This is a genomic window from Streptomyces sp. Pv4-95, assembly GCF_045782725.1.
Classification (GTDB): domain Bacteria; phylum Actinomycetota; class Actinomycetes; order Streptomycetales; family Streptomycetaceae; genus Streptomyces.
In genome coordinates, this window is the sequence record NZ_CP127172.1 from 2,150,941 (window position 1) to 2,175,751 (window position 24,811).

The window sequence follows — 24,811 nt, forward strand, 5'->3', positions numbered from 1 at the left end:
CCGCGCGTTTACGGGAGCCCCGAGAACGCCAACTCCACCGCGCTGCCTGCGTATCGGCCCACGCATACCACCTGGATCGGAATGCCCGGACGCCGGAGTTTCATCCACGTGAGGGTACGCAACCGCCATCGACTGCGGCGCGGCAAGGGATTCGGCCCCACCGGTGCGTACACCGCGTCATGGCGGACGCGTCTCGACCAACACTCCAAATGATTCATGGTGTTGAGCAAATGGGTGACGGTGCGCCGGCTCCCGTGACTGTGCCAGGGGGATTCCCGTTGCCCGCTGGGAGGGAAGAGCGAACGACCCTCTGGGTCGATGTCGCGGATTCTCTCCCTTGGTGACGGGACAGCGGTCTGTGGCGACCATGCGGACAGGTTGTCCGATGCGAATCGGAGGAGGGGTGCGGTGTGCCGTCGAATTCGGGGGCGTTGGCGGACTGCGCAGCGGACCCCATCGCATTGCCGGACGCTTCCGCCGTGGTGGGCAGGCGATGCGCAGGGCGCGTAGCCCGCGAGCGTCTCATTTTGTGCACTGAAGACAGCACTACGTAGTCAGATTTCCATACAGGTAATGAAGGGCCGAGGGTTTTATGCGCAAGCTTCAACGGGCCGCGCTCATCGTCGCAGCGGCAGGCGGCCTGTCCGCCATCGGCGTCGGCGTGAGCCACGCTGATTCTCCCAGCGGGTACAACGGTGGCGCCCCGCAGGCGACTGCTCCACAGCAGGAGGCTCCGCAGGCTCCGGCTCCGCAGCAGTACGCCCCGCCGCAGCAGCAGGCCCCCGCGCCGCAGCAGCAGTACGCACCGCCGCAGCAGCAGGCCCCCGCTCCGGCTCCGCAGCAGTACGCCCCGCAGCCGGCCCCGCAGGCCCCCGCGCCGCAGCAGTACGCACCGCCGCAGCAGCAGGCCCCCCAGGCTCCCGCGCCGCAGCAGCAGTACGCCCCGCAGGCCACCGCGGGATCCGCTTCACAGGGTGCTTCGCAGGCTTCCTTCGCCCAGCCGTCGGCTCCGCAGCAGTACGCCCCGCAGCCGGCTCCGCAGGCCGCCGCGCCGCAGCAGCCCGCCCACCAGGCCACCGCCTGGGCGACTTCGCAGGGCACTTCGCAGGCGTCCGTCGCCGAGCCGTCGGCCCCGCAGCAGGCCGCCGCGCCGCAGCAGCAGGCCCCGCAGGTCGTTCCGCAGGTGGCCCCGCAGACAGCCCCGCAGGTGACCCCCATGGTCGCCCCGCAGGTCGCCGTCCCGCAGGCCGTCCAGCCGCAGAACCTCCCGCAGGCTGCGCCGCAGGTCAACCCCCAGGTCAACCCCCAGGTCAACCCGCTGATCAACCCGCTGATCTCCCCCGGAGTCCCCCAGGTCTCCCCGGTCGGGCTCGGACGGCTGGCGGCCTCTCCGGTGGGACAGCTGGACCTGCCCCGGATGGCCTGACCGCTCAAGCACGGTCGGGTGCTCTCACCGGGCCGCAGCACCAGCGGAGTTGGGCCCGCAAGCAGTTGAGGGGCCTCGTACACGGGGCTCTCGCAGCCGCAAGCACACAGACCACCTTCCCAACGAATCCTTCAATCACCGGAGAATGAAATGCGCAAGCTTTACAAGGCCGTTGTCCTGGCCGCCGCCATCGGCAGCGCCGGCGCGCTCGGTGTCGGCTCCGCCTCCGCCCACGGCGAGCCGGGCCACGACTTCGACGTCCGGCAGGGCTCGGAGTGCCGCTCGCACGACATGAACATCGACGTGCTCGGCGCGGTCGGCGTCCTCAACGGCGTGCTGGGCAACGCGCTCAACGGCGAGGGCAACCCCGGCGCGCAGCCCACCAGCCTGGGCTCGAAGATGAGCTGCGAGAACCACGCCTTCTGAGCAAGTAGTCGCGCAGCTAAGCGAAATGAGTCCCGGCACCGCGCCACAGGCCCGGCGCCGGGACTCATTCTTGCCCGTGTTCGGGCCAAAGCCCCGGAGAGGGGATTGGTACCAGCACAGCGATCCCGACGGCTGTCTGCCTACCGACCCCAGGGTTGCGTCGGGCAGCAAATCGTGTGTATTGCACGGCCGTTGGCGGCAAAGGAGACTCTTCGCAGCATCGGCGGTTGCAGCGACGCGAGAAGGATGAGCCCCTGGTGCCCGATGGCGCGGTCGGCCCCGCACGGGGCCCATGTACCCACACGCATTGTGGAGTTGTGCCGCCGTCGCACCCGATAGCAGGTGACCCTCGCGCTGTCGGCCTGAACACGTGCTCTGCAAGAAACCAAACGGTGGATGGCGGGACCGGATGATCCCGGTCCCGCCATCCACCGTTCGAGAAGACGGCTCGAGGCTGCGGTCACGATGTGCAGGAGACGGCCGCGGACACCGTGCAGGTCACCTGCCCGGACCTGCAGAAGGCGCAACTCGCCGTTGTCGCCCACAGCCCATGGGGCTACCGGCCGTCGGTCCCCGGCGCTTGGTTGGAGCAGTGCATGGCCGGTCCGAGCTGCGTGCTGCCAGGGTTCAGGAGGCCGCGTACGGGCACCTCAAGGGGGTTCGTCGGCGTGCAGTTCTGGACCTGGCTGATGCGGTACCTGCTGTCCTCGTTCGCCTGGTCGCTGGTCCCCGGGGGACACATGGCACTGCCCTGGACGGACGAGGCGCAGAGGCTGGAGGCTTCCGCCGCGTACGCCTGGGGGGCGAAGGCACCGGTCACGGCGAGGCCGCCCAGGAGCGCTGTGACGGCTGCGATCTTCTTCCGACTGAACATGTGCTGCGTTCCTTTGTGATCGATACCCCGGGGGCCGAGCACCGCGAACGGGCCCGCGCCCGGACCAAATGAAGAAAACGGTTCTGGTGCCCGAGCTTTCGGCTCGGGCACCAGAACCCCTTCGGATTACTTGCTGAAGGCGCTGTTGCTGCAGCCCATCCCCGAGCCGATCGGGGTGGTCTTCTGAGCGCCCGCGTCGCCCTCGCCGTTGAGCGCGTTGGCGAGCACGCCGTTGAGGACGCCGACCTCGCCGAGGACGTCAACGTTCAGGTCGTGCGACTTACAGTTGGCGTCCTGGCCGATACCGACGTGACGACCGTGCTCGTCACCGGCGTACGAGGTGCCGGCGCCGAGGAAGCCGAGGCTGCCGAGGGCGACCGCTACGACAGCGGCCTTCTGAAGCTTGCGCATTTCTCCTCCGAGGAGTTCGCAGACGCGATACGAAGTTGATCCACTTCGTGCAGTTGCGGAGGTTATTGCGACAAGCTCCAACAGTCGCTGAGTGACGCGCCGGGCGGTTTCGCTGTCACGAACGGGCAGCCACCTGCGCGGAGTCCAATACCCCAGGAATTCCGGGGCCGCAACGGCATCAGGCGTCCGCGGCAAACCACCCGTTCGGCCGCCCACGTGCGGCGATCATTCGGCGGTACCGCAGACGAACGGGCCCTCCAGGGGGAACATCACCCCCGAAGGGCCCGAAGCGATCGTCGGGTGCGGCTGCCCCGGCGACTTAGCGGGAGAAGGCGTGGTTGAACTGACCGCAGGTGGTACCCCAGGTCTGCGGGACGGCGAGAACGCCGAGCGGGAGGTTGTTCTCAACCACCGTCTGCGGGCTGCACTCCTGGTACGGGCGGTACAGGTCGTTCACCTGCGTTCCGCCGTGGGCATAGGCGGTGCCGACGCCGGCACCGATGGCGGACAGACCGCCGGCCGCTGCGGCGACGATCGCGACCTGCTGAAGCTTGCGCATGGAACCCTCGGTCCTTCGTTACCTTGCATGGACACCTGATTGCCAGGTGTGATCGCCCGGACACTAGCAGTAGTCATCGCGCGCGTTCCACTCTCGTAGACGCTCCGGGGTCGCCCCTCGACGAACTCCTCCGATCAGACCGTGCACCGCCCTTCCGCGCCGCGCAGTCGAACGGCACCAGGTGCGAGCGGAAGGGGAGTTCGGGAGAGCCGACATGAACGGGACAGCCCTGGTTCTACAAATCCCCATGATTCAGGGGGTCGTGACCTCAAAAACGTTCCGAGGCCGTTCCCCCGCGCGCCGGTTGATGGCTCGGAGGAATCGGGATCGGCATGGCGCCATCGAAGCCCAACTCGGCGAAGTACGCGCCCTCCGACCGCCCCTCGTCAACTCGGTAAGTTCGCCACGCCGCGCGTCAACTCGCGTTTACATTCCCGGAGAAAGCCCGTCACGACTGGGGGAGCTTCATGCAACCAAAGGGAGCTGACAGGAACTAGCCGGAAGCCTCACCGGAAGGACGATGAGGCTCCCCGTGCGTTTATCTGCTTTACGACGTCCGATGCGTGCGGAGTGCGGCGCCGAGCCCAACAAGGCACCCGAGCACTCTGCTCCTACCGAGACGCCGAGGCGCCCGACCTTCCACCTTGCACACCACGACGTACGCCGCCACCGGGCCGTCGCCTCGTGCGTCGCCCGGAGCCGTGTGGTTCACGGGTGCCGTTCAGGCTTCGCACAGCAGTTGTTCAGGCTTCGCGCAACAATTGACGCCACTCCAGAGACAAACGGGTGACTGTCCACCAACTGCCGTGACCAGACCGGGGGGACGCCTCGTTCCCCCACAGGAAGTGGCCAACGCGTTCACCACGGCTACGTCCTCATTTTCGCCAAAGGGTCTGCCCCGCGGCCACCAGCGGAAGTTACCGACGTCAGGGGACCTGCCAGAGAGGCTCATGGGACACCTTCCGGCACCACAGGGGAGTGATGAAATCCGTCGTCCGCGCCGAGGCGGCTAAAGCGTGCCGCGGTGGCGCCGTCGCAGAACTGCGGGAGAAGCCCTCTCCTGCAGTCCCGACACGATGCGCGATACAGGGTGAAATCCACGATGGCTACTTTCTGCCTGCCTATATTCACCCTCAGTAGTTGCACCTGTCAGCGTCATTCACCCGCAGTGAAGGATCAAGAGTTCCATGCGCAAAATTCAACGAGTCGCCATCATCGTCGCAGCGGTCGGCTGTCTGTCCAGCCTCGGTGCCGGCGTCAGCTTCGCTGACGGGACCGGTGCCGGCCCGCAGGTATCCGCGTGGGCCGTCACGCAGTCCGCCTCAGGGGCTTCTGCCCAGGGCGCCCCGCAGGCCCAGGCGCCGCAGGCCGCCCCGCAGCCTGCCCCCCAGGCTCAGGCCCCTCAGGCTCAGGCACCGCAGGCCGCTCCCCAGCCCGCGCCGCAGGCTCAGGCTCCGCAGGCCGCCCCCATGCCTGCCCCGCAGGCCGCTCCGCAGCCGGCTCCCCAGGCCCAGGCGCCGCAGGCTGCCCCCCAGCCCGCACCGCAGGCTCAGGCCCCGCAGGCTCAGGCACCCCAGGCCGCTCCCCAGCCTGCCCCCCAGGCTCAGGCTCCGCAGGCCGCGCCCCAGCCTGCCCCGAAGGCGGCCCCCGCCCCGCAGGCGGCACCGCAGCCTAAGTCGGACGCCCCCAGCAAGATCGGCGTCGCGCAGAACACCCAGTGCAAGTCGCACGACCTGAACGTCAACATCCTCGGTCAGGTCGGGCTGCTGAACGGCGCGTTGGGCAACGCGCTCAACGGTGAGGGCTCGCCGGGCGCCCAGAACAGCCACCAGGGCTCGCGCATGGGCTGCAACAACACGGCCCTCAGCAAGTAACGAGGACGGGTTCTGGTGTCCGGGCCATCGGCTCGGACACCAGCGCCTGCTTTTCGGCATCCGCCCGGGCGAGGGCCGCTTCGCGAACGTCACCGCCCGGGCATCAAACACAAAGGACGCAGCACATGTTCAGTCGGAAGAAGATCGCAGCCGTCACAGCGCTCCTGGGCGGAATCGCCGTGACCGGCGCCGTCGCCCCCCAGACTCAGGCTGCCGAAGCCCCGGGCGGATGCGCTCGCGACGTCCAGCTCAACAAGGTCTGCGCCAAGAAGAGCGAGACCACCTACACCACCAAGGACGGCAAGGTCGTCATCAAGCAGAAGCAGAGCTGCTCGACGGACTCCCGGCAGCGCGTCGCGTGGCCCGAAACCGGCCTGGTGAACAAGCAGTCCACGAAGATCGGTCCGGAGATGGACTGCTCCAACAAGGTGCCGCCGCTCAAGGGCTTCAAGAAGCCTCGCATCAACATGTGAGCTGCACGCATTGATGGCCGGGCCGGGGCAACCCTGAGCCCGGCTGCAGTGTTTTTGGCATCGGAGTGCCACTCCTGCCGACCGGATGGCGCCAACTGGCCACCGAGCCATTGCGATTACCTGGCCGGCGAGCGCGCCTGCCCGCCGCCAAGCTCCACACGGTACGCACCTCGCCAGTGCGCCTGCTGCCCGTTCGGCGATGGCGCAGTCCCTCGCGCGTACCATCGCGCCAGCCTGGACGAGCACCTACGCAGACGCCCGCGTCATCCTGCCGGCGCACCCGTGAACCGGGCCCACATGCGCCAGCCCGTCATCGCCGTGCTCCCGGATGAGTGCCCCGCGCTAGGGCGGCGTGGACCCCAACTGATCGCGTCCGAACCGGTGGTCGGCATCGCAAAGGGCTGCGGGGCAGCTGCCGGGTGGGGACTTCAACCGATACGTAACCGGGGCGACTGCCGACTGCATGGACTACTTGCCAGCAGGGCGAAGTCAAAGGGCTGGACGAAGCTATCCGCACCCTTCCCACCGGTGACCGACCATCGTCCACGGCAGCCGCAATGTGGACCATGCGGCAGCTGCTCCCCCTGGATTCGGTCCGACCGTCAGTTCTCCCGCGCCCAGGAAGGCGCTTCCTCCACATGAACTGCCACCGGGATTGGGCGCGCGCCCGGCCTGCCGAGTGACACCTACGTGCGCGAAAAGCCCCGGGCCACACGAAGTGCACGTCAACTTGTCTCAACCCGCCTCTTGTCACGTTGAGCATCCGTGCGTGGCTCCCGTAAGTGAACCGCCATGTCAGACACGAAACGGGCCCGGGAGCCGTCCGGGAGACCTCAATTCGTACCGGGGATCTCACCCGCGCTTCCCCGTTGACGATTGAACGCAACGAGCCCCAGCGACCACGCTCATGTCAGACAAGGCATGCGTGAGTAGGGCCGCTAGGGCTCGTTGATTAATGATGTGTGCTGAAGCTGGCGGACCATTGCGAAGTAACACCGCTGGCGACCTTTTCGCATTTCATGGTCGTCCGCGAATCAAATACTCGCGATGTCTCCACCTGGCCTACCGGCACTCCTGCCGTCTGAGCAGAATAAATCGGCTCCTCTCCGACTCCACCGGCGGGACGAATACACACGGGTGGAGAGTCGGAGTCTCAGAGGAGCCAATCACCGGGCCATCAGCAGCAATTGCGACTCGGACCCGAAGACATAAATAGGTTCCGGCGCCCGGCCACCTGGCCGGACGCCGGAACCCTCACTTGCTTACTTGCCGAAGGCGCTGTTGTCGCAGCCCACGGTCGACCCGAGGTGGGTCTTCTGCGCGCCCGGCGAACCCTCACCGTTCAGCAGGTTGCCGCCCAGGCCGTTCGCGATGCCGACCTCACCCAGGACGTCCAGGTTGGTGTCGTGCGACGTGCACGAGGCGCTCTGCTTGATGTCGAACTTGCCGGCAGGACCGCCATCGGCGATGGCGGTGCCGACGCCGAGGAGGCTGACGCTTCCGAGGAAGGCGGCCACGGCAACAGCCTTGTGAAGCTTACGCATTTCATCTCCGGGTGGTTGAGCTGTTCGTTCTGTGTTGTACCGACTTCGTACAGTCAGGAAGGCTAATGCGAAATACCCTGAAGTGGCTGAGCGACGCGCCGGGTTGTACAGTGAGAGCTTTTGAACTTCCGCGAACCAGGTGTGATTTCGGGCGGGAGCAGTCCTGAACAAACGCAGGATCCGCGGTACACGTCACCTGTTCGGCTGCACTTCACCGAATTCTTCGGCGGCACCGGCCCCCAAGAATCGGGCGAACCATCAAGGCTTCGCCCCCGCTCAGTCATTGCCTCGGTGCGCACTTCGCAAACCCCGGCGACCGCCGTACGCCAGAAACCCCACAGGGACCTCGCCGGTCCAGGGGAATGGCACCTTCAGCACACAATCAGACCTTAAAAGTTGACCCCGCAACCCCAGGCTCCCGTCACCCTGACACTGCCCTGCGTCCGTCAACGCGCTGGCGCAGTAACCCTCTTCATGAAAATGAGATTTCCGGCCTGTCGGACCAGTCGGCGCCGTTATCGCTTCAAGTCGGCAAGACCGCAGGGCCATCGGAGATCTCGCTTGAGGTGGGAAGGTTCCGCGGCAGCCGGCCGGTGGAGAGCGATCACAGCGACCAGCGCCTGTGCGACTCGATCGCCGGCCCTCAGCGAATCGCCCACGCGGCCAAGGGGCCTCAGGGCCCTCCCCCGCGGGCGAACGCGGTTCAAATGGCAGCCCTTCGGCGAACTCTCCGCAGGCAGGAGCCGACCAACGCAGCGATTCCCCCTGCCAAGTCAGCCCCCGTCGACAGAACGCGTCGAGCTGTCCGCGCCCTCAACACAGATTGCGTAGCGCCACCATCTGCGCTCCCGCGATCAGGTGACCGCCTCGCGTGGGCGACGACGGCTGCCCGGGATGAATGGAATGGTGGGTTTTGCCAGCAGCACGCCAACGCTACGCAATGAAGCAGGAGCCGCTATGCGCCGCACACTCGCCACCCTCCTGGGCGCCTTCGCCCTCGCCGGAGCCCTCTCCTTCCCCGCCCACGCCGACGTTCCCGGCACGGGTATTGCCGGAGTCCTCGGCGATCCCGTCAAGGCCGCCTCCGGCGTCGGGCCTCTGCAAGTCGGCCAGCTGCCGTTGGACTCGCTGCTCGGCTGACGCTGATCGGCCTGTTCGCACAGGACGCTCGACACCTGCCGCAAATCCACCGAGGCCAGGTGGTTTCCTCAACTCGCGCGCAGCGGGGCCAAAACGCGACGACCACGGCCGCGAGATGCCCATCAGGCTTCCCTGCCGGGGGTGTTCGATAGGGCACCACCAGCCTGACACCGTCCAGTCTGATTAGCGCCAGGAACATCTCTCCGTAAAAACAGACTTAGCGTCACTCTTCGGCCTCGTGGGCGCGGATATCAAGCCGAAGGAGTGATCGAAATGCCGGAATCAGAGCTTTCCTCCTCGGTGCTCGTTATGTCTGTGCGGTCCGTGGATGTGACCGCACCGTCAAGGAGGAGTCACGTGATCAAGAAGGTCATCGCCGCTTCGGTTGCCACCGGCGGCCTGCTGCTCGCGAGCGCGGGCGTGTCCGTTGCCGACGCCGATGCCCACGGGGCCGCCGTCGGTTCTCCCGGCGTCCTGTCCGGCAACCAGGTCCAGGCGCCCGTAGATATCCCGGTCAACGTGTGCGGCAACACGGTGGATGTGGTCGGAGCGCTCAACCCCGCCTTCGGCAACGACTGCGTCAACAAGTCCAAGCCGCCGGTGCACCACCACAAGGTGAAGGAGCACAAGCCGAAGGAGCGCCAGCAGACGCCGCCGTCGCCGGCCGCTGCTCCCAAGCCCGTGCACCACCCGCAGAGCGCCCCTGTCGTCAAGCCCGCACTGGCGAAGACCGGTGGCGAAGGAACCGCCCTGGCGATCGCGGCCAGCGCCGGACTCCTGGCGGGTGGCGTCCTGCTCTACCGCCGGGGTCGCGACGCGGCCGCTCGCGGCTGAAGGTAAGACAACGCCGCCCGCGGCAGCGCGGGTGGGAAGGGGCGGGACACCACGCAGAGCGTGGTGCCCCGCCCCACACCTTTGTGGCCAACTGCCGGTGAGCGGAAGCGGAGCGTCCCCATCTATGGACCGATGACTCCGGTGTGGCGCAACTGCGGTGAGCCAAGGGCGGGCCGGCGGAACGGGCGTCCATCCCAGCCCCGTAGCTACGCAAGCCAGAGGCATTCGCCCCGCCGCGCCACAGCCGTCGCCGCGGACGTCATAGCGAGTCGGCCTCGGAATCGAAGCCGACCACGACTTCGGCGAGAGCGGCGATCTGCCGTCGTTGACCGAGGTCGTCGGTCGCTGCGGCGAAATCGCCAAAGTGACGAACGCACTGGAAGAGTCGGTTGCCCCGCTTCGGCAATCCAGGGCTGGGCGAGCATTTCCAGCCAGCACGTTGGTGAGTATGTCCTGGAATCGGGCGCAGCGACGAAGGGGCTTGCCTGCAAGGAGGGACAGCGCATGTGGGACGGCCGGTGGGAGACAGTCCCCTAGCAGCGCCTGACAATCCTCCACTCGCTGGAGTTTCCTTCGACACTCGCTCGACCGTGCGCCTGCGTGGCGACGTGAGCCGCATTCGTTCTCGGACAAGATCGTCCGACTGGCGGCGGAAGCGCGTCAGGGCGGCGTAGAACTCGGGGAAGTGGGCGAGGCTGTCTACGGCGCAGGGCAAGGGCGCATACGGGCGGATGGAGCAGGCGAGTGCTGTCGGACGAGACATGGCGCGAGCTACGAGACCAGGGGACGTCCCGCACTTTCCGCGAACGCAGCGTGATGCTGAGACAGGGTTCTCCGGGAACTCATCTGCTAGCGCTCACCGACGGCCTCGCCAAGGTCGTGTGCCGGGAGCCGGGCGGAATCGTGACCTGGCTGGCTTTCCGGGGCCCGGGCGACCTGCTGGGTGAGGTGTCCGTTTTCAATGGCACCCCGCGCACGGCGGAGGTAGTCGCGCTCACCCCCTGCGCGGCCGTCGTACTGGAGGCGGACCGCTTCCGCCGCTTCATCGAACAGCGCGGCCTGGTCATGGACTTGATGCGACAGGCGCTTTCCCGTCTGCGGGAGTCCGATGCACACCGCAGTGAACTGCTGACGCTTCCGTTGATCGTCCGGCTCGCGCGGGCTCTCCTCCGGCTGGCCGAACTCACGGCGCCCGAGACCGAATCGGAGGTCGTACGGCTGACCGGTCTGAGCCAGGAGGAGATCGCCCAGGCGATCGGAGTGACCCGCAACGCAGTCATCACCGGACTGCAACGGCTGCGGGAGTCCGGCGCGGTGGAGACGGCCCGCAGAGTAATCGTCATCAACGACATGAAGGCGCTTCGCGTCTGGGCGACCGGCGAACCAAGGACCAACCGCGGGTAGCCCTTCGGGCCGTCCCCGGTTTCGTGAACGCATCCGGGTCGGCCACCTGAGCAGGCGCGTGCTGTGACGTGGGACACCCACGAAGTGCCCTGCGCTGTGCAGTCGGACAGACGGAACTGACGGAATCTCGAATCAGCCGGTCATCGACTTCGTCCCGTCCCACCGTCTGCCAGGAGATCCCGCATGTCCACACCCGTTCCTGCCCCGTACGCCGAGAGCCGGCCTCTTCCTCCCTACCGTGCCTTGTTCGCCGTCGACGCCAAGGACTTCACCGGCCTTCCCGCCGTACAGCACGGTCCGGTGAGTCAGTTGATCCCCGACCTCGTCGACCAGGCACTGGAGCGCGCCGAGCTCCACGAACTGCGCGACTCCAAGCGGTTTCCGGCCAACACCGGGGACGGAGTGGTGTTCGGCTTCGATCCTGCGCTGCTGCCATTTGTCCTCTGGCCGTTCCTGGGTGTCCTGGACGACATCCTGGGCGCCTACAACAGGCAGTGCGTGGGCCCCCGCATCCGGCTCCGGGCCAGCATCCACGTCGGACCGCTGCCGGACGCGAACGGTCCCGGCGACGGCAACGGTGCCGCCCGCAATGACACGCACCGGCTACTGGACTCACGTCCGGTCAAGGCCATCCTGGCAGCGGCGAGTGAGCAGGTCACCCACCTGGCGGCGGTCATCTCCCAGCGCGTCTACGAGGACGTCGTGCTGGGCGGGTACACCAGGCTGCACCCCGACCGCTGTGTGGAGGTCCCGGCCACCGTGGAGGGTAAGGACTTCTCGCAGCGGGCGTGGCTGTACGTCCCGTCGCCATCCGGAAACCTTGTGCAGGCCGGCGTGCAACCGCGCGAGGAGTCCGTGGTGCAGGAGGACGCACCCGCCGATAGGGAACAGGATCCCGGGACACGTCCCGGCTCGCGCTACAGCGGCAATACGCAGCACGTAGGCGAGGGTGCCGCCGTGATGGGGAACGTCGGAAGGGACGTCACATACACCGGCGGCTCCACGTCGTACCACGGCACCAATCAGCACTGGGGCGGCGGCGACAACGTGTCGGGCGACAAGCGGGTCGATGGCGCCGGACAGAACCGGTGAGCGCCGATGCGGACGCCACTCCGAACGGTCCGGAGGGGGAAGCCCGGCCGGAACCGGGGAACTCCTACCGGGGCAATCAGCAGCGGCTTGACCGTGGATTGGCGGTCATGGGTGAAGTCGGCGGCGACATCAATGTCATCTTCAGCGGCCCGCCCGACGAGGACATCGCGGAACGCATCGTCAAACCCCGCCTACGAGAGGGCCCCTACCCTGCGGATGACGTCCACGCCCGCCTGCGCGGGTTCGTCGAACCGCCGGCCTACGCACAGTGCCGGAAGGTGCTGGACAGCCACATCCTGCTATTGAGGGCCAACTCCGGAACCGGTGCTGGTACCGCCGCCTTCGCCCTACTGGCAGACCGGTACGGAACCGATGGCATCACGGGCCTTGACTCGCCGGACGACCTCTCGCGCTGGTGCCCGAAAGAGCGGCGGGGCTATCTGCTCCAGGGGCTGTCCCCGGCGGCCGCTGCTTCTCTCAGCGAAGTCGTGCTTACCCGCCTGGCCACACTGCTGCGTCGAGCGGGCGCCCATCTGGTCGTTACCGCACGGGTGGACACGGCGCTGCCGGGAGACACAGTGCCGTGGCAGGCCCTGCACCGCCCGCCTTCGGCGAACGAGATCGCCACGGAGCATCTGAACGCCATGGCCGAGGCGGGTGAACTCACCCCCAGACAGAGAGCCGACGCACTGGGACACCTCGCCTCCGCAGACTTCATCGGCTACCTGAACGGCCGTCCCTTGCCACGAGACGGGGTCGAGGTGGCCGAGGCACTGCGTGATGTCGTCGTGTCGAGGAAGCCCGCCGCATCCGTACTCGACGAACTGCATGCCGGGGGTCTCGCGGAGGCACGCAGAACGTTGGAGAACTCCGGCCACCGAGCCGACCGCCTGTCCCTGATGGCCGCGATCTCGTTGCTGCCCGAACAGGACCGAACGGTCATCGAGGAGTTCAGCGCCATTCTCCGCCCCCGCATCGATGAACGCGACGGTCCTGAAGGGGTCATGGCCCAGCCGGCGCACCTCGGCACGCACGGCCCCCTCACCAAGGGGTCTCAGACGCGGCGCGACGTTCTCGGACCCGCCTTCGAGGACCGTCTTGCGGCCATCGACGCGCACCCGCTGCCACTTCGCTTCGGTGCAGGGCAGCGCTACCCGGTCCAGCCGGTGGCCTTCTCCGGCCGGCACCGGTCGGAAGCTTTGCTGCGGTGTCTGTGGCTGGACTACGAGGGCATGGCGGGCCTGTTGTGGGACACCTTGGACAAGTTCCCCCACCACTCGGGCATCGAACTGGCGGCAGGTCAGGCGATCGGGAAGGTGCTTGCCCACGCGACCGGGCCTGGCACCCTGCGTCAACTGCACCCCTTCGCCATCTCGACCAAGCGCTGGCGTCGCCGTCTGGTGGCCTACGCGCTCGGGGAGATGGTCCAGTACCCCACTCTTACCGGTGCGGTACGGGACCAGTTGGGGCAGTGGAGCCAAGCCGCCCTGATACCACTCCGCTGCACAGTGGCCGAGACCTGCGCGGGCAGCTACGGTCTGGCCCGGCCCGGCGCCGCCCTGAAGCTCCTGGACGCCGTGCTCAACCAGCCGGACGGCAAGCTGGAGGGCGGCTTGCGCTCCGCGGTGTCCTTCGCGCTCAGCACTCTCCTCTCCGAACACGCCAACCACGCCCTCGTTCTCGACCGCCTGTTGGAGTGGCAGCAGGCCGGCTCGGGCACACTGCGTCACGGCATGGCCGTCCACATCATGGAGTCGATGAGTCGGGGGACCTTCCCGCCGCGCGGTGCGCCGGGCGTACAGCGCATACGTCTCACCGACCTGCTCGCGGACCACCCTGAGCGAGCCATCGCCCTCGTGATCGCAGCACTGGACGACCCTGCCACCCACGAAGCGACAGCGCTGAGCCTCTCCCAGATCGAGAACGACCCGGTTCTACTGCGCCGCACCGACTTCCCGCGCTTCGTCGCCGCGCTCTCGGGCACGGCCCGAAGCCACCGCGGCGTCCTGCGATTCGTCCTGCGCCGTCATCGCATCCGTACCGCCTCCGCATCGGAAGGATTCGCCTCGTGACCGATCGACTCCTCACACCTCTGAGCTCCTCGCCGACCTGGCAGTTGTTCCGTCTACGCTTCGGCTCCCCGGAGGGCCGGGCCCTGGTGTTTCTCTCGGACGACGACGCCGACGGATTGGTCCCGCCCCGCGACGGCGACTACTGGGGCTATCCGCGGCCGACGGTGCGCGCTGTCCGTGAGGGTGGCTTCTTCGACATCGTGTGGGTCTCACTCGCGGAACGGAGGATGTCGGTCGACATCCCGCGCCGGCCACCGAAGATCCCCGCCCGTTACGGGGTCGCCTGGAAGGTCACCAACCCGGTCGTGGCAGCGAGGAACCGGATCACCGAGGAACAGGCCCGGCAGCTGATCGTCCACCACATCAGTGAGAACGCCACGTTGCCGGGAACGGACGACCCGCTGCGAAAGCCCCCACCCCACCCGGGCACAACCGAGGTCGAGCCGCCCGGCCGGCTACGGGTGATCGATGGGTCAGGCATCACGTATTGGTTCCTGGACCCTCCGGCCGCACTCCTGCCCACCCCCAACTCCAGCGCGACACCGAGCCTTCCGCCAGGCTTCGGCGAAGCCCACCGCGAGGCGTACCGCTTCTACCGGGAGGTTGTGGCCGGCGGCCCTGTCGGCCTGGCCGCTCTCTGGTTGCTGCATCAGCCGGAGCAGGCCAGGGAGGTCCTCGACTGGACGGTTACCCACCGCGATCTCCTCGCCGACCGTGACGGCTGGGAACGCACCCTCGCGGCGACGCTCCAGTCACTGACACCCGAGGATCGGGGCTTTGTCGGCGTCAACCTGGCGCGCGTTCTCAGCGATGTGGGGGTTGCGCAGGGCGATGAGGTCCTGCGCCGGATCGGCCACACCGACGGGGCGGACGACTGGCACAACCCTGATGGGGATACCCGGTGATCCCTCGCCTGCCTTTTCCGCGCCGCACTCCGCAAGGGGCCGAGCCAGAGGACATGGTGGCGCTGTCGCGCGAGCTGATCGCCCAGAACCACATCGAGATCGGGCGGGCGGACGGCAAGGCCGCCGTTCTGCTCGGTGCCGGAGGTTCCCTCTTCGGGCTCCTCCTGATTCGCCGCCCACACGGCACCTTTTGGCCGGACGTGCTGTGGTGGACGGCGGTGCTGACCACGACGACTGCTCTGCTGCTTCTGCTGGCGGCGCTGTTGCCCCGCCGTGGACCGAGGCTCAGGGAAAGCTCGCGCGTCCTGGCCTACTACGAGGACGTGATCGCGGCAGAGAAGCGGGCGGAGCTGTCGTCCGGACTACTCGTTACCAGTTCCGATCCGCACCCGCGTCTGTTCCGTGCCCTGACAGTGACCAGCCGCATTGCCCGTACCAAGAACAGATACGTACACGGCGCCGTTCTCCTGCTGCTCCCGGCGGTCACCGCAGTGAGCGCGGCCCTGCTCTCCGGCGGATGAGCCACGAGAGGGGCCGCGCTAAATGCGGGTCAGGCGCCCTTCCCAGCACGCTCAAGGATCGCCACGCACTCCACATGGTGCGTCATCGAAATGATGTCGTAAATTCCGACTTTCGGAAAACCCCAGATCAGACTGCACTTTCACCCCCTCCCCCTGCCCCGAAACCCCCTTGGAGCGTCAAACGAGCGTCAGGCGACTGTGTCTGACCAGTCCCTAAGACGACGATTCCTTTGGCTGGTAGCGTCGTTGTGTTGGTATGACGAGTCTTGCTGAGCATCTGGTCTCGGATGAGTTGTGGGAGTTGTTTCGGCGGGTGGCACCGGAGACGGTGGTGGTACGCCCGCAGGGCGGGGGCCGTCGGCGAGCCGGGGATCGTGAATGCCTGACTGCGATCGTGTTCGTGGCCACGTCAGGCTGTTCCTGGCGGCAGCTGCCTCCGGTGTTCGGGCCGGCCTGGCCGACCGTCTACCGGCGTTTCGCGCGCTGGAGCCAGGAGCGTGTGTGGGCTCGTCTGCACCGCGTCATCCTCGACGAACTCGGTGCTCAGGGCGGATTGGACTGGTCACGATTCGCCGTTGACTCCGTCAGTGTCCGCGCCCTCAAAGGGGGCAACTGACCGGACCGAATCCGACTGACCGCGGCAAAGCAGGGTCGAAAATCCACCTCATTGTGGACCGGTCCGGACTGCCCGTCTCCGTTGCCATCTCGGCCGCCAACACTCATGACAGCCTGGCCCTGCAACCGCTGGTCATGGGGATCCCGCCCATCCGCAGCCCACGCGGACCGCGGCGACGCAGGCCGGCAAAGCTCCAGGCGACAAGGGCTATGACTATCCCTACCTGCGTCGATGGCTCCGCGAACGAAGCATCATTCCTCGCATCGTCCGGCGCGGTGTCGAAAACTCGCAACGCCTGGGCCAACACCGCTGGGTAGTCGAGCGCACCATGTCGTGGCTCGGAGGGTGCCGCCGCCTCCACCGACGCTACGAACGCAAGCCCGAACACTTTCTGGCCTTCACCGCCATCGCGACCAGCCTCATCAACCACCGCCGACTCACCAACTGAAACGACGTCTAAGGCGTGTTGCAGAAGGCTGCGTGACGGGCAGTTTCCTTCTATGGGTGGGGTGTTGAGGGCTGAGGCGTTGTGGGTGGAGACGTTCATGGGTCTGCGGATGCGGCAGTTCGAGCGGTTGTTGAAGGTGGTGCGGGAGCGGGGTGGGAAGGGCCCGGGTGGCGGTCGGCCGTGGTCTCTGCCGCTGGCGGACCGGGTGCTGCTGGTGGCCGTGTACTACCGCACGAATCTCACGATGCGGCAGCTCGCGCCGCTGTTCGGCTGCTCATCGGCGACCGTGTGTCGGGTCAAGCAGCGGCTGAGTCCTCTCCTTGCCCTCGAGCCGGCAAGGCGTCCCACGGACGCGGCGCAACGGCTGTGGATCGTGGACGGCACGTTGATCCCGGTCCGTGACCGGAGCGTCGGCGCCTCCTCCCGCAACTACCGGTTCTCGGCGAACGTGCAGGTCATCATCGACGCGGACACGAGGCTGGTGATCGCCACCGCCCGGCCCGCTCCGGGCAACAGAGCCGATGCCCGTGTGTGGCGGGAGTCGGGCCTGGCCGAGCACACGGCAGGCGTGACCGTTCTCGGCGACGACGCGTACATCAATACCGGCCTCGTCGTCCCCCATCGCAAACGCCCTGGCCGGCCACTGCTACCCGGCGAGGAAACGGACAATGCCGAGCACCGGCGTGTGAGAGCCCGCGTGGAGCACACGTTCGCCCGCATGAAGCACTACAAAATCCTCCGCGACTGCCGGCAACACGGGAACGCCCTCCACCACGCGGTCCAGGCCGTCGCCCACCTGCACAACCTCGCCCTGGCCACCTGACGAAGACCGTCAGAACCCGGCATTGACCTGCCCGATCACAGCCTTCTGCAACACGCTTTAGGCACGCGCGTCTCTCGTGGATGCCGAGTGTGCTGTCGCCAGCACAGGCCCGAAAACGCTCAAGGCCGCTTCCTCATGTCCGAAAAGATGGCCTCCGACCGGCGTGAAACGCTGGTAGGGACGACAGGATTCGAGCCTGCGGCCCCTTGACTCCAGGATTGCGGGTGACCGGCACCGTCTGCGCATAACGGACAATTTCCGGGCGCATGTTGTGCATTGACGGGCATGCCGTGCGGTAACGCGCACATTGCACGGTTCCGAACCGGCCCCCAGACAGAGTCACCGCACTAGTCTCGACTGGGGCTGCCAGCCCCGAGGGCGACCGACTTCCTCCGCTCCCCTGGCGCCCAGGATGCCTAGGAGGAAATCTTCGAGGTGACCGGAATGACTCCGGTGACGCTGGTACTTCAGCAACACTTGCCCCTCGCTGTCTCTGTATCGCTCGAGCAACAACTCGCCGCGGCGCCCGGGAACGGGAACTCCCCCTGTCGCACTCATTCCCTCATGGGGCCGTGCAACTTTTTAGAGGCTGAAGGGTCGACTTCGGTATGCACCACCGCCTGCCGTACTGGCACCCAGCCCCCCGTTCCCCTACTGCGCATGACGGCCGAGGACCGGTGCTCCCACCTGCACCCGGAGCGCCGCCTTGGGCACCGCTCCACCTACCGCCGCCTGCCGCAGGCCGGCCAGAAGCGTCACCATGGCCCGCAGGCCATCTGGCACACCGTCGCCGGTCATGGACCGAAACGACAACCACCGCCCCCTCCATTCATTGCCGCAGCCGGAGTCAAGGCGTGTTGACATAGTCAACAGCACTTCACAGTCCATACCCTCACTTCTGGTGTACACTCCTCGCTAGATACCTTCGACCACGACGCGAGTGACGGGGAGCAGCAGTGGCACTGGAGCAGGTCGGTGGACGTTTCCGGATTACCGGTGACCTGGGTCGCGGAAACATGGGCGAGGTGCACCGGGCCGTGGACCTGGAGGCCGCACCCGCTTCGACGCAGTACGAGGTAGCGCTCAAGACGGTGCTGCGCAACCGCACCGGCCTGCTGGTCGAGGCTGCGGAGGGGAACAAGGAGACACAGCGCTTCCACCGCGAGGTGAAGATCATGCGCATGCTTTCCCAGGGTCACCCCAACCTCACCCATCTGATCGCAGGCGGCGTCGACGACGCACCGGGTGCCAGCGGTCTCCCTTATCTGGCAATGGAGTTGCTCGACGGCCACACCCTGGGCCTGCTTATGGATGAAGAGCCGCAGCTCCCAGTCTCCTGGGTCGCCGCGATCGGCGCGCAGATCGCGTCCGGCCTCGCCGCCGCGCACACGGCTGGCGTCGTCCACCGCGATCTCAAGCCGGCCAACGCGATGCTGCTCCGCGACGGCACCGTGAAGATCCTCGACTTCGGCATGGGCTCGATCGTCGACGACCCCGACCAGACGCGACTGACCAGCACCGGCGTGAGCGTCGGCACGGCACGGTACATGGCACCCGAGCAGTTCCGCGCCGAGCCGGTCTCCGCCGCGGCCGATCTGTACGCGCTCGGCTGCGTCCTCTACGAGATGCTGATCGGCCGCCCCCCGTTCTCCGCGCGGACCGCCTACGAGCTGTCCGTGCAGCACCAGTACGACCCGCCGCCGCGGCTGACCATCGTCCGGCCCGATCTGCCGCAGGCCCTGGTGCGCCTGGTCTCCCGGCTCCTGGAGAAGGAGCCGGAGAACCGGCCGGAGAACGCCACCCTGGTCCGCGAGGCCCTGATCCCACACGCGCTCGTCCCCGACGCGACGGTCGACCTGCTCGCCCCGGAGTGGACGGCGATGGGCCCGGTGGCCCGGCTCCGCGCCGAGCTGCCGCAGCCCGCCGCCGTGAAGCCGGCCCCGGTACCGCGCCGTTCGCCCCGCCTGCCGGAGACCATGGACGTCTTCGGCATCCACAACAATCTGATCAAGGAGTACGAGAGCTTCACGCGGAGCGCCACCGTCATCCGTGACGCCCGGATCGAGAACTTCGTCGAGGACGACCTGGCCTCGAAGTCGCAGTGGCCCGACCCCTGGCTCTCGCTAAATCCGTTCTTCGCCGACGGCGGCCAGGTCACCGATCTGGTCAGGGACGGGCTGCTGCATCCACGCTGTGCCGAGATCTTCCAGGCCGGCAAGAAGGAGGACGCCCGCCGTCCGGACGGCCGGCCGCTCACCTTCCACCGCCATCAGCGCGAGGCGATCGAGGCGGCCCAGGAAGGCGACTCGTACGTGCTCACCACCGGCACGGGTTCCGGCAAGTCGCTCTCCTACATCGTGCCGATCGTGAACCAGGTGTTGAAGGAGCGGGACGCGGCCGCTCCGGGGGCTCCGCGACGGGTACGGGCGATCGTCGTCTACCCGATGAACGCGCTGGCCAATTCCCAGCTCAAGGAGTTGGAGAAGTACCTGCGGCACGGCTTCGGGGAGGGCCACGAGCCGGTCACCTTCGCCCGGTACACGGGCCAGGAGGACGAGGAGCGGCGCAAGGAGCTACGCCGGAATCCGCCGGACATCCTGCTCACCAACTACGTGATGCTGGAACTGATGCTCACCCGGCCGGACGACCGCGACGGTCTGATACGGAACGCCGAAGGCCTGCAGTTCCTCGTCTTCGACGAGCTGCACACATACCGGGGCCGGCAGGGCGCGGACGTCGCGCTCCTGATCCGCCGGGTCCGCGAGGCATGCCGTGCGGGGCAGAACCTGCAGTGCATCGGCACCTCGGCGACCATGTCCACCGAGGGCACCTGGGAGGACCAGCGGCGGGAGGTCGCCCGGGTCGCGGGCCGGCTCTTCGGCACCACGGTGCTGCCCACCCGGGTGATCGGCGAGACGCTGGTCCGGGCCACCGATCAGCCCCCGGCGGCCGTTCCCCCCGAGCGGCTGCGGATGCCCGCGGCGCCCCGCGCGTACGAGGCACTCACCCGGGACCCCCTCGCCCGCTGGGTGGAGTCCCGGTTCGGCCTTGAGGAGGAGCCGGATACCGGGCGGCTGCGCCGCTGTGCGCCGCGCACTATCGAGTCGGCCGCCGAGGAACTGTCCACCGACTCCGGGATCCCCGCCGACCAGGTCCGGGAGGCGATCCGCGCCACCCTGGAGGCCGGTTCCCAGGCCAAGCACCCGGTGACCGAGCGGCCCCTCTTCGCCTTCCGCCTGCACCAGTTCCTCTCCAAGGGCGACACCGTGTACACGACCCTGGAGAACCCGCTCAACCGCCCGCTGACCCGCACCTTCCAGCTGGAGCAGCCGGGCAGCGGCGGCATGCCGCTGTACCCCTTGTCGTTCTGCCGGGAGTGCGGTCAGGAGTACCTCACGGTGTGGCGCACCGAGGGCCGTGACGGTGTCTTCAGTTACGAGCCCCGGCGTGGCACCTCGGCCTCCGGCGGCCGCGAGGGCGAGGGCTGTCTGTACGTCGGGGTGCCGGACGAGGACTACGTCTGGCCCGCCGATCCGCAGCGGGCCGTGGACGACCGGCGGATTCCGGAGTCCTGGCTGGAGCAGGATGCGAATGGTCTGACGGTGGTGAAGAAGACCTACCGGGAGCGGGTGCCCAGGCGCGTCGTCGTCGACCCTCTCGGCACGGAGAGCACGGAGAGCACGGAGAGCGGCAAGGGTCTCGAGGCGGCGTTCGTCCCGGCGCCGTTCCTGTTCTGTTTGCACTGCCAGGTGTCGTACGAGCAGACCCGCGGCCGTGACTTCGCCAAGCTGGCTACGCTCGACCAGGAGGGCCGCTCCTCGGCCACCTCCCTGATCTCGGCCTCCATCCTCAAGTCGCTGCGCGCGGTGCCGGAGAAGAGCCTGGACAAGGAGGCCCGCAAGCTCCTCACCTTCGTCGACAACCGTCAGGACGCCTCGCTGCAGGCCGGCCACTTCAACGACTTCGCGCAGGTCACCCAGTTGCGCGGGGCGCTGTACGCGGCGGTCGTGCGCTCCGGTGAGGAGGGGGTGCGCCACGACGACCTGACGGCGGCGGTGACGGAGGTGATGGGCCTTGCACCGCGCGAGTACACCGGTGTCGCCGACCAGCCGCCGTCCATGGAGCGCCGGGCGACGAAGACCTTCCGGGACGTCGTCGGCTACCGCCTCTACCGCGACCTGGAGCGCGGCTGGCGGATCACCATGCCCAACCTGGAGCAGACGGGCCTGCTACGCATCGACTACGAGGACCTGGAGTGGGTGGCCGCCCGCGCCGAGCGCTGGGAACCGGCGCACCCGGTGCTCCGCGAGATCGACGCGGAGCTGCGTGCCGAGATCTCCCGCACCCTCCTGGACTTCCTGCGCCGGGGCCTCGCCATTGATGTGCAGTACTTCCGGGACGACTTCGACGCACTGAAGGGCGCCAGCGAGGAGCGACTGAGCGGCCCCTGGGTCCTGAGCGACAGCGACAAACCGAACGTCGGCACGGCCTACCCGTACGGTTCCAAGCCCGGTATGGAGCGCACCGCCCTGTTCCTGTCCCCGCGCGGGAAGTTCGGCAAGTATCTGCGCCGGAACGTCCCCGCACTGCGCGACGCCGTGCAGGACGACGTGCAAGGAGTGATCGAGGACCTGCTCACCGTGCTCCGCGACGCCGACCTGGTGCGCGAGGTGGAGGCGGCCCCGGAACGTTCGGGGCCGGCGTTCCGCCGGCGTGCGCCGGAGAAGCGCACCGGCTACCGGGTGTCGGCCGCCGCGATCGTGTGGCGGGCCGGCACCGGGGAGACGGGGGCGATCGACCCGCTGACCCGCACCTACAGCCACGGCGAGGGGCCGCGAGTCAACCCCTTCTTCCGCGATCTGTACCGCGACGCCGCAACCGAACTGGCGGGGCTCTACGCCCGCGAGCACACCGCGCAGGTGCCGCCGGAAGACCGGCTGCTGCGCGAGGAGGAGTTCCGCACGGCCGAACTGCCGCTGCTCTACTGCTCGCCGACGATGGAGCTGGGCGTCGACATCTCCTCGCTCAACGCGGTGATGATGCGCAACGTGCCGCCGACGCCGGCCAACTACGCCCAGCGTTCTGGCCGTGCGGGCCGTTCGGGGCAGCCGGCGCTGGTGACCACGTACTGCGCGACGGGCAACAGCCATGATCAGTACTACTTCCGTCGCTCGGAGGCGATGGTCTCCGGCCAGGTCGCGCCGCCCCGCCTCGATCTCGCCAACGAGGACCTGGTCCGCTCGCACGTCCAGAGCATCTGGCTGGCGGAGACCGAGATGAAGCTCGGTACGGCCGTACCTGACATCGTCGACGTGGCGTACGACCCGGAAAGCGGGGACCGGCCCGATCCGCGGATGGTGCTGCCGCTGCACACGCACATCCGTGACAGGTCGCTCGACGAGGGGGCCCGGCGCCGCGCGGTCACCGCCGCACACAACGTGCTCGCGCCGCTGATCTCGGACTTCCAGGACACGACCTGGTGGTACGACGAGTGGATCGAGGACCGTATCGAGCGGGCCGCCGACAGGTTCGACAAGTCCTTCGACCGGTGGCGTGACCTGTTCCGGGCCGCCGTACTCGACCAGTACGAGCAGAACAAGCGGGTGGTGGACCACACGCTCAGCCAGGGCGAGCAGGGCCGCGCCCGCACCCGCCGCCGGGAGGCCGAGACGCAGACCAATCTGCTGCTCAACCGCTCCACCGACAACAAGTCGGTGATGAGCGACTTCAACCCCTACCGCTATCTGGCCTCCGAGGGCTTCCTCCCCGGTTACAGCTTCCCGCGCCTGCCGCTGGCCGCGTACATCCCACGTTCGGGCAACCGGCGCAACGCCGACGGCGACTATCTCCAGCGGCCGCGGTTCCTGGCGATCCGCGAGTTCGGCCCGGGTGCGCTGATCTACCACGAGGGCGCCCGCTACCAGGTGACCCGGATCCAGCTGCCGCCGGACGCCTCCGGCGATCTGGCCACGGCGGAGGCACGCCGCTGCGACACCTGCGGTTACCACCACCCGGTCCGTCCCGGCCTCGACCGCTGCGCGATGTGCGATACGGAGCTGACCGGGAAGCGCACCGGCCTGATCCATCTCCACACCGTGTACACCACCCCCCGCGAGCGGATCTCCTCCGACGAGGAGGAGCGGCGCCGGGCCGGTTTCCGGCTGGAGACCTCGTACGCCTTCCAGGACCACGGGGTCCGCAAGGGCCGTCTCACCTCGCAGGTGACGGACGGAGAAGGTGCCGCCGTCCTCGCCCTCGACTACGGCGATTCGGCCACGGTCCGGATCACCAACCTGGGCCGGGTCCGCGACAAGGAGGATGTGCAGGACGGCTACTGGCTGGACCTGGGCGACGGCCGCTGGCTCAACGACCGGGCCGCGGCGGACGCAGTGGAGGGCACCGGGATGCCGGTGGTCGACGAGGACGGCAACGAGAAGCGCCGCCGGAAGCGCGTCCTGCCGTACGTGGAGGACCGGCGGAACATCCTGGTGTCGACGCTGGACGAGCCGCTGCCGGAGCCGATCGCGTTCTCCGTCCTGTACGCCCTGGAGCGGGGCATCGAGGCCGCCTTCGAGCTGGAGGACTCCGAGCTGACGGCCGAACTCCTGCCGCCTCCGGACGGACCGCGCCGACGGCTGCTCTTCACCGAGGCGGCGGAGGGCGGAGCCGGTGTGCTGCGCCGGCTGCGACAGGAGCGAGGGGCGCTGGCGAAGGCCGCCCGCGCCGCCCTGCAGATCTGCCACTTCGACCCGGACACCGGCGAGGACTTGGGCGGTCCCGAGGGCGGTGAGGAGTGCGCCCGCGGCTGCTACGCCTGTCTCCTGACGTACGGAAACCAGACCCATCACCGCCTGCTGAGCCGCCACGCGGCCCGCCCGCTGCTGCTGCGCCTCGCGGGTTCGCAGACCGAACGCGAGGACCGGGGCGAATCCCGGAGCGAGCAGTTCCACCGGCTGGCGGCACCCACCGCGACCGGGTCCGGCGGCCCCGCCCTGACCGGCAGCGATGGCCCCGCCGCGCCCACTCCGCTGGAGGCCGACCTCGAAGCCCTGATCGCCTCGGGTGATCTTCTCGGCTGGCTGAAGGCCAAGGGCTACCGGCTGCCGGACGAGGTCGACGTCCTGGTTCCGGAGGCCGCCGCCAAGCCGGATCTGGTGTTCCGTATGGACGGTGCCCGTCTCGCGGTGTTCGTCGACCTTCCCGACCACGGCGCCGATTCCACCCGGGACCGCGAGGCCGGCTACCGCCTGGAGGAGGCCGGCTGGGACGTGCTGCGTTTCCGGGCCGGATCCGACTGGGACGCCGTGGCGGACGACAACGCGACGTATTTCCAGACCCGTTGACCGTTACGTTCTCCCCGTCGATCCTT

16 protein-coding genes and 2 pseudogenes are annotated in these 24,811 nt (G+C 68.0%); 14 read left to right on the forward strand and 4 right to left on the reverse strand.

What is annotated here, in order from left to right:
* Positions 1–592: 592 nt before the first annotated feature.
* Positions 593–1,426 (forward strand): hypothetical protein, encoded by an 834-nt coding sequence (locus tag QOM21_RS09625; RefSeq protein ID WP_407549347.1) that lies wholly within the window; start codon positions 593–595, stop codon positions 1,424–1,426.
* Positions 1,427–1,576: 150 nt separating this feature from the next.
* The gene (locus QOM21_RS09630) at positions 1,577–1,852 is read left to right on the forward strand and encodes a hypothetical protein (protein ID WP_393893447.1); all 276 of its coding nucleotides are present in this window, start codon (positions 1,577–1,579) and stop codon (positions 1,850–1,852) included.
* A 556-nt stretch (positions 1,853–2,408) separates the two neighbouring features.
* Here QOM21_RS09630 and QOM21_RS09635 read toward each other — a convergent pair.
* From QOM21_RS09635 to QOM21_RS09645, 3 genes are all read right to left on the reverse strand, one after another.
* Positions 2,409–2,726: a hypothetical protein gene (locus QOM21_RS09635; RefSeq protein ID WP_407549348.1), complete on the reverse strand. Its 318-nt coding sequence runs from the start codon at positions 2,724–2,726 to the stop codon at positions 2,409–2,411.
* A 126-nt stretch (positions 2,727–2,852) separates the two neighbouring features.
* Positions 2,853–3,137, reverse strand: a complete 285-nt coding sequence (locus tag QOM21_RS09640; protein ID WP_393893445.1) for a hypothetical protein — start codon at positions 3,135–3,137, stop codon at positions 2,853–2,855.
* Between the two features lie 319 nt (positions 3,138–3,456).
* Entirely contained in the window at positions 3,457–3,696 is a 240-nt protein-coding gene (locus QOM21_RS09645) for a hypothetical protein (RefSeq protein WP_393893444.1), read from the reverse strand.
* 1,187 nt (positions 3,697–4,883) lie between these two features.
* On the opposite strand from QOM21_RS09645, the gene QOM21_RS09650 reads away from it, so the two are divergent.
* A complete protein-coding gene (locus tag QOM21_RS09650) occupies positions 4,884–5,570 on the forward strand; it encodes a hypothetical protein (protein ID WP_407556025.1) in 687 nt (228 codons plus the stop codon).
* A gap of 125 nt (positions 5,571–5,695) precedes the next feature.
* Positions 5,696–6,043 (forward strand): hypothetical protein, encoded by a 348-nt coding sequence (locus QOM21_RS09655; protein ID WP_407549350.1) that lies wholly within the window; start codon positions 5,696–5,698, stop codon positions 6,041–6,043.
* Between the two features lie 1,262 nt (positions 6,044–7,305).
* Here the strand turns inward: QOM21_RS09655 and QOM21_RS09660 are convergent.
* Positions 7,306–7,587, reverse strand: a complete 282-nt coding sequence (locus QOM21_RS09660) for a hypothetical protein (RefSeq protein ID WP_407549351.1) — start codon at positions 7,585–7,587, stop codon at positions 7,306–7,308.
* A gap of 957 nt (positions 7,588–8,544) precedes the next feature.
* On the opposite strand from QOM21_RS09660, the gene QOM21_RS09665 reads away from it, so the two are divergent.
* The 10 genes and pseudogenes from QOM21_RS09665 (at position 8,545) to QOM21_RS09710 (ending at position 24,785) form a co-directional block, all read left to right on the forward strand.
* Complete coding sequence (locus tag QOM21_RS09665; protein WP_393893441.1) at positions 8,545–8,727, forward strand: hypothetical protein; 183 nt, start codon at positions 8,545–8,547, stop codon at positions 8,725–8,727.
* 357 nt (positions 8,728–9,084) lie between these two features.
* Positions 9,085–9,312 (forward strand): annotated as a pseudogene (locus QOM21_RS09670) (chaplin); the annotation flags it as partial.
* 993 nt (positions 9,313–10,305) lie between these two features.
* On the forward strand, positions 10,306–10,965 hold the full coding sequence (locus QOM21_RS09675; protein ID WP_407549353.1) for a Crp/Fnr family transcriptional regulator: 660 nt from the start codon (positions 10,306–10,308) through the stop codon (positions 10,963–10,965).
* A 183-nt stretch (positions 10,966–11,148) separates the two neighbouring features.
* Positions 11,149–12,057, forward strand: coding sequence for a hypothetical protein (locus QOM21_RS09680; RefSeq protein ID WP_407549355.1), 909 nt, complete (start codon positions 11,149–11,151; stop codon positions 12,055–12,057).
* Positions 12,058–12,164: 107 nt separating this feature from the next.
* Positions 12,165–14,129, forward strand: coding sequence for a hypothetical protein (locus tag QOM21_RS09685; protein ID WP_407549357.1), 1,965 nt, complete (start codon positions 12,165–12,167; stop codon positions 14,127–14,129).
* Positions 14,126–15,034 (forward strand): hypothetical protein, encoded by a 909-nt coding sequence (locus tag QOM21_RS09690; RefSeq protein ID WP_407549359.1) that lies wholly within the window; start codon positions 14,126–14,128, stop codon positions 15,032–15,034. The genes QOM21_RS09685 and QOM21_RS09690 overlap by 4 nt, the downstream gene beginning before the upstream one ends.
* A gap of 53 nt (positions 15,035–15,087) precedes the next feature.
* Positions 15,088–15,555, forward strand: coding sequence for a Pycsar system effector family protein (locus tag QOM21_RS09695; protein ID WP_407549361.1), 468 nt, complete (start codon positions 15,088–15,090; stop codon positions 15,553–15,555).
* Positions 15,556–15,811: 256 nt separating this feature from the next.
* Positions 15,812–16,619 (forward strand): annotated as a pseudogene (locus QOM21_RS09700) (IS5 family transposase).
* A 52-nt stretch (positions 16,620–16,671) separates the two neighbouring features.
* Complete coding sequence (locus QOM21_RS09705) at positions 16,672–17,442, forward strand: transposase family protein (RefSeq protein ID WP_407549363.1); 771 nt, start codon at positions 16,672–16,674, stop codon at positions 17,440–17,442.
* 1,016 nt (positions 17,443–18,458) lie between these two features.
* Positions 18,459–24,785 carry a protein kinase domain-containing protein gene (locus tag QOM21_RS09710; protein WP_407555622.1) on the forward strand — a complete coding sequence of 2,109 codons (6,327 nt, stop codon included), beginning with the start codon at positions 18,459–18,461 and terminating at the stop codon, positions 24,783–24,785.
* The last annotated feature ends 26 nt before the right edge of the window (positions 24,786–24,811 follow it).